We start from the raw sequence: 7,618 nt of genomic DNA, 5'->3' as shown, positions 1-7,618 counted from the left end.
CCCGTGTTCGCCCTGTCCGAGCGCCGCCGAACGTCCACGACCGTCCGCCTGGCGCAGGGCGTGCAGGTGGGCCGGGTCGAGCGCGAAGAAATGGTCGCGGCGGGGCACGTACGCGATGGAGTCCCGCACCCGTACGCCGGGCGCCAGGCGGACGGTCGTGGACGTTCGGCGGCGCTCGGACAGGGCGAACACGGGGCGATATTGCCACACTCAGTAGTCGTTCATGTTTCGCCGCACCGTCACCGGCCGGCCGGCCCTCCGTCGATCTTCACCTTCGGGTTCAGCTTCACCAGCTGGGCCACCGCCTCCGGACGCGCCTTCGGGAAACGCAGCTGATCGCGCGCCACGTACGGCGCTCCGGTGGCCCGGGAGACCGCGTCGGGCACGAAGCCGCTCAGGATCAGCAGCACGCCCACCACGCCCAGCACCGTGAAGACCACCGTGGGCGGCTTGAGGTCGCCGAACCGGCCCCACAGCAGCAGAGCGTCGGCGATCAGGAAGAGCAGGATCACGGCCGGCGCTACGCCGTACCCGAAGATCTTGCGCAGCCGGGTCACCCGGTCGACGGCCCGCGCCGCACTCTCGCCCATCGGCACCTCGATCGCGGCTTTCGACCAGGGCAGCCGGGGCAGTGGGACGGCGGACGTCTGCCGCTTGCCCTCGCCGGCCAGCACCTGCTGCGGCCAGCGCAGACCGGCCACCTCGTGCAGCCCGATCCGGATCGCCGTCGTCCCCTGGTCACCCACGGCCGGTGACGATACCCGGTGGCCGGCTTCTCACCATCCGGATGGGGCTTGACGACCGTCCCCTACCTCATCCACTATTCCCATCCATCAGATAGAGAAAGCAGAGTTTGCGCTCCGCCGGACCGAGAGGACATGCCCCGTGTACGTCTCGGCACGCACCGACTACGCCGTCCGGGCCATGCTGGCGATCGCCGCCGACCACCCCCACCTGGTCAAGGCAGCCGCGCTGGCCGCGGCTCAGGACATCCCGCTCAGCTTTCTCCAGGGCATCCTGCTCGACCTGCGCCGCGCCGGCCTGCTGCACAGCCACCGCGGTGTCGACGGCGGCTATTCCCTGGCCCGCCCGGCCGAGGACATCACGGTCGGGGACGTGGTCCGCTCCGTCGGCGGCGCCCTCACCACGGTGCGCGGCCTGCCCACCACGACCACGACGTACCACGGTGTCGCCACCGGGCTCAAAGACGTCTGGCTCGCGGTGGAAGAAGCCATCGAGGGTGTCGTGAACCACCGCACGCTCGCCGAACTCACTGTTTCCGCGATTCCCACCACCTTGAGAACGAACTAGGAGTGAGCATGAGCTCCCGCACAGTCCGTGCGCTTGCCCTGGCCGCCACCGCCCTGTTGTCCGCCACCGCCCTGGCCGCCTGCGGCAAGAGCGACGACACCGCCTCCGCGTCGGGCGAGGCCCCGGCCCTGCGGCTCGGCTACTTCCCGAACATCACCCACGCGCCCGCCCTGATCGGGGTGAAGAACGGCCTGTTCCAGCAGTCGCTGGGCAGCACCAAGCTGGAGCCGAAGACCTTCAACGCCGGCCCGGCCGCGGTCGAGGCGCTGTTCTCCGGCGCGATCGACGCCACCTACATCGGCCCGAACCCGGCCATCAACGCCTGGGCCACCTCCAAGGGCACCGCGATCAAGATCATCGCGGGCAGCACCTCGGGCGGCGCCGGCCTGGTGGTCAAGGAGGGCATCAACGCCCCGGCCGACCTCAAGGGCAAGAAGATCGCCACCCCGCAGCTGGGCAACACCCAGGACGTCGCGCTGCGCGCCTGGCTGAAGTCCAACGGCCTCAACGCCGACCAGCAGGGCGGCGGCGACGTCTCCGTGCTCCCGCAGGACAACGCGACGGCCCTGCAGGCCTTCGCCCAGGGCGCGATCGACGGCGCCTGGGTGCCCGAGCCCAACCTGAGCCGGATGATCCTGGAGTCCAAGGGCAAGCTGCTGGTCAACGAGAAGGACCTGTGGCCGAACGGGCAGTTCGTGACCACCCACCTGATCGTCAAGCAGGAGTTCCTGAAGAAGTACCCGGAGACGGTCAAGAAGCTGCTGCAGGGCCACCTCGCCGCGGAGAAGCTCATCGCGACCGACAACGCCGGCGCCCAGAAGGCCGCCAACGAGCAGCTCGGCGCCCTGTCCGGCAAGCCGCTCAAGGACGAGATCCTGGCCTCGGCGTTCAAGAACCTGACGTTCACCAACGACCCGGTCGCCTCGTCGCTCTACACCAGTGCGCAGCACGCCCAGGACGTCGGCCTGCTCAAGCCGGTCGACCTCAAGGGCATCTACGACCTCGGCCCGCTCAACGAGCTGCTCAAGGCCGACGGCCAGCCCGCGGTCAGTGACGCCGCAGCCTCCTGATCCGCCTCCGGCCGGGTCCGCCGACGCGGACCCGGCCGGCTTCGACCTGGGAGTTCCCATGAGCATCCTGCAAGCCACGGAAGCCCGGACCGACCGCGACGTGGTGGTCCGCCTGGACAGCGTCTCCAAGCAGTACGGCTCCGGCAGCAACACCCTGCTCGCCCTCGACCGGGTCTCCCTGACCGTGGCGAAGGGCGAATTCGTGTGTCTGCTGGGCGCGTCCGGCTGCGGCAAGAGCACCCTGCTCTCGCTGGTCGCCGGGCTGGACCAGATCAGCGGCGGCACCCTCGACATCGGCGGCCGGCACGTCTCCCTGATGTTCCAGGAGGCAGCCCTGTTCCCGTGGCTGTCCGTCCTGGGCAACGTGGAGCTGCCCATGCGCCTGCGCGGCATGGGCCGCGCCGAGCGCCGGCAACGGGCCGAGGAGCTGCTCGAGGTCGTCCGGCTCGGCGGCTTCGGCCACAAGCGCCCGCACGAACTCTCCGGCGGCATGCGCCAGCGCGTCGCCCTAGCCCGGTCCCTGGCCCAGAACGCCGACGTCCTGCTGATGGACGAGCCGTTCGGCGCCCTGGACGCGATGACCCGCGACATCCTGCACGACGAGCTGGAGCGGATCTGGCGCGAGCAGAACCTGACCGTTCTGTTCGTCACCCACAACGTGCGCGAGGCCGTCCGCCTCGGCGACCGGGTGGTGCTGCTGAGCAGCCGCCCGGGCCGGGTCATCGAGGACTACAAGATCATGCACGAGCGCCCCCGGCGTATCGACTCCCCCGAGGTCTCCGGCCAGGCCGCCGAGATCACCGACCGGCTCCGCGCGGAGGTCGCCCGCCATGCAAGCTGAGGTTCCCGTCCAGGACAACCGCACCGCCTCGGACACCGCGGCCGCGGACCGCCTCACCGGGCTCGACGCGCTGGAGCTCGGCCCCCGGCGCAGCAAGGCCGCCCTGGGTGGCCGCATCTGGCGCAGCGCCTGGCCCAAGCTGCTGGCCATCGGCATCGTCATCCTGGCCTGGCAGATAGTCGTCTGGGCGCAGTGGAAGCCCGAGTACGTGCTGCCCGGCCCGGCCACCGTCTTCGGAGACCTGGGCACGCTGATCACCACCGGCGACTTCTGGGACGGCGTCCGGCTGACCATGCTGCGCGCGGTGACCGGCTTCGCGCTGGCCGTGCTGATCGGCACCATCGTGGGCGCCGCGGTGTCCCGCTTCGCGCCGCTGCGGGCAGCCATCGGCTCACTGATCACCGGCCTGCAGACGATGCCGTCGATCATGTGGTTCCCGCTGGCCATCCTGCTGTTCCAGATCAGCGAGAGCGCCATCATGTTCGTGGTCATCATCGGCGCCGCCCCCTCGGTGGCGAACGGCCTGATCAGCGGCATCGACTACGTGCCGCGTACGTGGCTGCGGGTCGGCCAGGTGCTCGGCATGAAGGGCTTCGCCAAGTACCGCCACCTGATCCTGCCGGCGTCGCTGCCCTCGTTCATCTCCGGGCTCAAGCAGGGCTGGGCGTTCTCCTGGCGCAGCCTGATGGCCGGTGAGCTGCTGGTGATCGTGCCCGGCGCGCTGTCCATCGGCGTACGGATGCAGCAGGCGCGCGACCTCAGCGAGTCCAGCCTGGTCATCTCGTTCATCATCGTGGTGCTGGTGATCGGCATCCTGATCGACGTGCTCTTCAACGCGGCCGACAACGCGCTGCGCAAGCGCTGGGGCCTGACCGGCAATTAGAGCGGCCGCACCGACTCGAGGACGTCGTCGATCACCGAGTCGAACTGCTTGTGCGTGCCGGGGATCGACACGTACAGCACGGCCGCGGTCGGCTTGCCGACGTCGATGACCGCCACCGCCGACAGCTCGTCGGTGGCGGTCAGCCCGGCCGCCTTGAAGTGCAGCCGGAACTCGCTGACCCAGGCGGGCCGCCCGCCCAGCGTGGTCATCTCGTCCCGCAACGGCTCGACCGTGTTCGGCTGCGGGTAGTACTCCGCGCGTACGTCCGCGGCGACCTGGCGGCCGACGCACTTGAGATCAACCGTCACCGCGTCGTTGTCGGCCGCCGGGACCGCCGCCGACAGGATCGAGGCGTGGTACGAGCCGCCGCTGTACTGCTCCGTCACGAAGTGCTGGCCGACCCGGTAGGGCACCTCGAGCGTGCCGGCCCGCCAGGTGGTGTCCCACGGGACCCACGGGGCGCCGTACTTCTTGTAGGAGATGCCCGCGTCGGGGTCGGTGGTCCGTTCCCCGGGAGCCGCCGGCGGCGGGGCGCTGGGCCGCCCGGTCGGGTCCGCGCTGGGCGCCACGGTCGGCGCGGGACACATCTGCGCCAACGGTGGCCGCAGGTCGGTGGGGGCGGAAGCTTTCCGGTCGAACGGGTTGCCCTCCGAGCTCAGGGCCACGATCAGGATCACCACCAGGCCGACCGCGAGGATCGCGCCGGCGATGCCGCCGAAGATCAACATCTGACGCCGGCGCCGCTGCGGCCCATCGGCGGGCGGCGACTCCGGCGGGGCGGGCGGCGGCACCAGCGGGGGTACGCCCGGACTGGTCACGGTGCCCGAACCCCACGCACCACCCGGCCGCGACCAGACGGCGGGGGTCTGTGTGCTCTCGGACATCATCCCAGTGAACACCACCGGGACGCGTCATGGGTTACCGGCCGAGCGCGGCAGTGGCGTCCGGCGGGAGGGTCTGCACCACAGATGCCCCGGCATCGCCCGGCACCGGTCCGTACCACGGGGCGAATGCGACGACAAGGACCAGAGCGAGCCCGAAGACGGCCAACGCCAGCACGAGGCCCAGCTCCCGACGGGCGGACACGGTCTGCATGCGAAAGCCTCCCCAGCGAAGTCGGACCCCTCCCGGGATCCGGCACAGTCATCTCTAAGACGCCGCTGGAGCCGGATCGGTTGCATTCCTGCCAGGCAACCTTCACCCTGCCCCGGTACCGTAATCGGATGGAAATCGTTTATCCCCCCGTCATCGGCCTCGCCAAGACGATGTTCCGTGTCCTTGACCTGCGGATCCAGATCGAAGGGGCGGAGCACATCCCCGCCACGGGCGGGGCGGTACTGGCGAGCAACCACGCCAGTTACCTCGATTTCATCTTCTGCGGCCTCGGCGCCCAGCCGGCCAAGCGGCTGGTCCGGTTCATGGCCAAGAAGTCGGTCTTCACCCACAAGGTCAGCGGGCCGCTGATGCGCGGCATGCACCACATCCCGGTGGACCGCCGGGCGGGCACCGCGGCTTTCAACGAGGCGGAGAAGGCCCTCAAGAACGGTGAGGTGGTCGGCGTCTTCCCGGAGGCCACGATCAGCGAGTCGTTCACGGTGAAGGCGCTGAAGTCGGGCGCGGCCCGGCTGGCCCAGGCGGCCGGGGTGCCGCTGATCCCGATGGCGGTGTGGGGACCGCACCGGCTCTGGACCAAGGGCCACCCGAAAGATCTGACCAAACGGCACGTGCCGGTGATCATCAAGATCGGCGAGCCGGTCCGGGCGGCGGCCGGCGCCACCGCGGAGGCGACGACGGTGGTCCTGCGGCAGCGGCTGAGCGCGCTGCTGGACGCGGCCCAGCGGGAATACCCGGAGCAGCCGTCCGGGCCGGACGACCGCTGGTGGCTGCCGGCCCACCTGGGTGGCACCGCGCCGCGACCCGAGGGCGTCGGTGACGCGACCCCGGCGGGGGCCTGAAGACCACCACCGCGCCGGGGCGGAAACGTCACCGGCGCCGACCCCCGAGGGGACCGGCGCCGGTGGTCAGCGTGTGGCTGAGATCAGAGCGGGCGGATGTTCGCGGCCTGCGGGCCCTTCTGGCCCTGGGTCACCTCGAACTCAACCCGCTGGTTCTCGTCCAGGCTGCGGTAGCCGGAAGTCTGGATGGCGGAGAAGTGGGCGAAGACGTCGGCACCGCCGTCGTCCGGGGTGATGAACCCGAAGCCCTTGTCCGCGTTAAACCACTTCACTACGCCGGTAACCATGCTCGTCTCCTCGACGGTCGATCGTTCCCGTCCATTATGGCCAGGAACGAGGTAGTAAGACCCGCACTTCGCGGGACTCGTGTCGCCGTACTGATCGCCCGTACCGGAGAAACCCGGGTTACGACAAAGAGCGCCTGGGGCAGAATCCCCACAGGCGCTCCTAGGTACTTGGGAACCAAACTGACAACGCGATGGAGCCTAGCACGACGAAGGGAGCGCACCGGTGATCGGCGTGCAAGTGGCACAGGAGCTCAGGGAAGCCGGCCTGATCTGGAAACCGGGGCCGGGTGACCGCTTCGCGATCCCCGACCGTGACCTGGACGAAGACGTGTTCGTGCTGAGCAACATGACCATTGAGGTGTACTCGTTGCCGGAGGGCCGGGTGATCGGTTTCAACGGCACCACGGAGTGGGCGATGGACGACGTGGAGCTGGACGAGGCACTGTGGCTGCCCCGCGAGGACCAGCTCCGGGAGCTGCTCGGCGGGACCCTGCGGGCCCTGCGCCGCACGGACCGCGGCTGGGACGTGGACATCACCCTGCTGGGTGAGGACCGTACGTTCACCGCGCCCACGCCGGAGGAGGCCTACGCGGCCGCCCTGCTGCACCTGCTGGCCGCCGCCACGACCTGAGCCTCCGTTCAGCCGGCCTGCTCAGGCACCTCTTCGATCAACGCGGCCAGGCCCTCCGCGTCCAGCAGGTCGACCGGCCGGACGGTCACCCCGTCGCGGACGTAGTGGAAGCCGGCCCGGACCCGCGACACCGGCACCCCGGCCAGGGCGGCCCAGGCGATCCGGTACGCCGCGAGCTGCACCGCCGCGGCAGCAGCGTCCGCGGCAGTGGGCCGGCGGCCGGTCTTCCAGTCGATGACGTCGAACCGGTCACCCGGATCAGCGAAGACCGCGTCCATCCGCCCCCGCACCACGACCCCGGCGACCGTGGTCGCGAACGGCACCTCGACCTCGACCGGGGTGCGCTCGGCCCACTCCCCGGCCAGGAACGCCTCCTGCAACGCGGTCAGCTCCTCGTCGGCGGCCGCGTCGTCGTCCGCCGCGCCGGGCAGCTCGTCCACGTCCAGCAGGCGGGCCGAGCCGAAGCGCTGCTCCAGCCAGGCGTGGAAGGCGGTGCCGCGCCGGGCGTAGGGGGTGGGGCGTTGCGGCAACGGGCGTCGCAGGGACCGCGCCAGGGCCTGTGGGTCGCGGCGCAGGACAACCAGCTGTGAGACCGAGATGTGCGGCGGCAGGGCGACTTCGAGCGGGCCGTCGTGGCGGG

Annotated in this window: 11 protein-coding genes and 1 pseudogene; 6 read left to right on the top strand and 6 right to left on the bottom strand. The window is 70.5% G+C overall.

Features of this window, described 5'->3' with window-relative positions:
* On the bottom strand, nucleotides 1-192 hold a 192-nt coding region (locus AB0C29_RS24110; RefSeq protein ID WP_360824038.1), incomplete at its 3' end, for a hypothetical protein.
* 47 nt (nucleotides 193-239) lie between these two features.
* The gene (locus AB0C29_RS24105) at nucleotides 240-746 is read right to left on the bottom strand and encodes a hypothetical protein (RefSeq protein ID WP_360824035.1); all 507 of its coding nucleotides are present in this window, start codon (nucleotides 744-746) and stop codon (nucleotides 240-242) included.
* A 139-nt stretch (nucleotides 747-885) separates the two neighbouring features.
* Here AB0C29_RS24105 and AB0C29_RS24100 point away from each other — a divergent pair, with 139 nt between their 5' ends.
* Genes AB0C29_RS24100 through AB0C29_RS24085 form a run of 4 tightly spaced genes read left to right on the top strand, consistent with a single transcriptional unit; the run spans nucleotide 886 to nucleotide 4,105 of the window.
* On the top strand, nucleotides 886-1,311 hold the full coding sequence (locus tag AB0C29_RS24100) for an Rrf2 family transcriptional regulator (RefSeq protein WP_360545049.1): 426 nt from the start codon (nucleotides 886-888) through the stop codon (nucleotides 1,309-1,311).
* An 8-nt stretch (nucleotides 1,312-1,319) separates the two neighbouring features.
* Nucleotides 1,320-2,381, top strand: a complete 1,062-nt coding sequence (locus AB0C29_RS24095) for an ABC transporter substrate-binding protein (protein WP_360824032.1) — start codon at nucleotides 1,320-1,322, stop codon at nucleotides 2,379-2,381.
* A gap of 58 nt (nucleotides 2,382-2,439) precedes the next feature.
* Entirely contained in the window at nucleotides 2,440-3,222 is a 783-nt protein-coding gene (locus AB0C29_RS24090) for an ABC transporter ATP-binding protein (protein WP_360824029.1), read from the top strand.
* Nucleotides 3,212-4,105 carry an ABC transporter permease gene (locus AB0C29_RS24085; protein WP_360824026.1) on the top strand — a complete coding sequence of 298 codons (894 nt, stop codon included), beginning with the start codon at nucleotides 3,212-3,214 and terminating at the stop codon, nucleotides 4,103-4,105. The genes AB0C29_RS24090 and AB0C29_RS24085 overlap by 11 nt, the downstream gene beginning before the upstream one ends.
* Here the strand turns inward: AB0C29_RS24085 and AB0C29_RS24080 are convergent.
* A complete protein-coding gene (locus AB0C29_RS24080) occupies nucleotides 4,102-4,989 on the bottom strand; it encodes a hypothetical protein (RefSeq protein WP_360545057.1) in 888 nt (295 codons plus the stop codon). The two genes, AB0C29_RS24085 and AB0C29_RS24080, sit on opposite strands and share 4 nt — an antisense overlap.
* A 34-nt stretch (nucleotides 4,990-5,023) precedes the next feature.
* The gene (locus AB0C29_RS24075) at nucleotides 5,024-5,200 is read right to left on the bottom strand and encodes a hypothetical protein (RefSeq protein ID WP_360824023.1); all 177 of its coding nucleotides are present in this window, start codon (nucleotides 5,198-5,200) and stop codon (nucleotides 5,024-5,026) included.
* A gap of 128 nt (nucleotides 5,201-5,328) precedes the next feature.
* On the opposite strand from AB0C29_RS24075, the gene AB0C29_RS24070 reads away from it, so the two are divergent.
* The gene (locus AB0C29_RS24070) at nucleotides 5,329-6,060 is read left to right on the top strand and encodes a lysophospholipid acyltransferase family protein (protein WP_360824020.1); all 732 of its coding nucleotides are present in this window, start codon (nucleotides 5,329-5,331) and stop codon (nucleotides 6,058-6,060) included.
* 83 nt (nucleotides 6,061-6,143) lie between these two features.
* Here the strand turns inward: AB0C29_RS24070 and AB0C29_RS24065 are convergent, their stop codons facing one another.
* Nucleotides 6,144-6,347 carry a cold-shock protein gene (locus tag AB0C29_RS24065; protein WP_015625344.1) on the bottom strand — a complete coding sequence of 68 codons (204 nt, stop codon included), beginning with the start codon at nucleotides 6,345-6,347 and terminating at the stop codon, nucleotides 6,144-6,146.
* Between the two features lie 223 nt (nucleotides 6,348-6,570).
* On the opposite strand from AB0C29_RS24065, the gene AB0C29_RS24060 reads away from it, so the two are divergent.
* Nucleotides 6,571-6,978, top strand: a complete 408-nt coding sequence (locus tag AB0C29_RS24060; protein ID WP_360824017.1) for a pilus assembly protein CpaE — start codon at nucleotides 6,571-6,573, stop codon at nucleotides 6,976-6,978.
* Nucleotides 6,979-6,995: 17 nt separating this feature from the next.
* Here the strand turns inward: AB0C29_RS24060 and AB0C29_RS24055 are convergent.
* Nucleotides 6,996-7,618: pseudogene (locus AB0C29_RS24055) on the bottom strand (PD-(D/E)XK nuclease family protein); the annotation flags it as partial.

It is taken from the genome of Actinoplanes sp. NPDC048791, from assembly GCF_040650095.1.
Lineage (GTDB): Bacteria > Actinomycetota > Actinomycetes > Mycobacteriales > Micromonosporaceae > Actinoplanes.
The sequence above is the reverse complement of the archived record's forward strand: the minus strand, read 5'-3'. Positions and strand labels throughout refer to the sequence as shown.

Bases quoted from the DNA above. Each gene is read 5' to 3' on its own strand.
- AB0C29_RS24095 (WP_360824032.1), top strand. From the start codon at position 1,320: ATGAGCTCCCGCACAGTCCGTGCGCTTGCCCTGGCCGCCACCGCCCTG.
- AB0C29_RS24090 (WP_360824029.1), top strand. From the start codon at position 2,440: ATGAGCATCCTGCAAGCCACGGAAGCCCGGACCGACCGCGACGTGGTG.
- AB0C29_RS24085 (WP_360824026.1), top strand. From the start codon at position 3,212: ATGCAAGCTGAGGTTCCCGTCCAGGACAACCGCACCGCCTCGGACACC.
- AB0C29_RS24080 (WP_360545057.1), bottom strand. From the start codon at position 4,989: ATGTCCGAGAGCACACAGACCCCCGCCGTCTGGTCGCGGCCGGGTGGT.
- AB0C29_RS24075 (WP_360824023.1), bottom strand. From the start codon at position 5,200: ATGCAGACCGTGTCCGCCCGTCGGGAGCTGGGCCTCGTGCTGGCGTTG.
- AB0C29_RS24070 (WP_360824020.1), top strand. From the start codon at position 5,329: ATGGAAATCGTTTATCCCCCCGTCATCGGCCTCGCCAAGACGATGTTC.
- AB0C29_RS24065 (WP_015625344.1), bottom strand. From the start codon at position 6,347: ATGGTTACCGGCGTAGTGAAGTGGTTTAACGCGGACAAGGGCTTCGGG.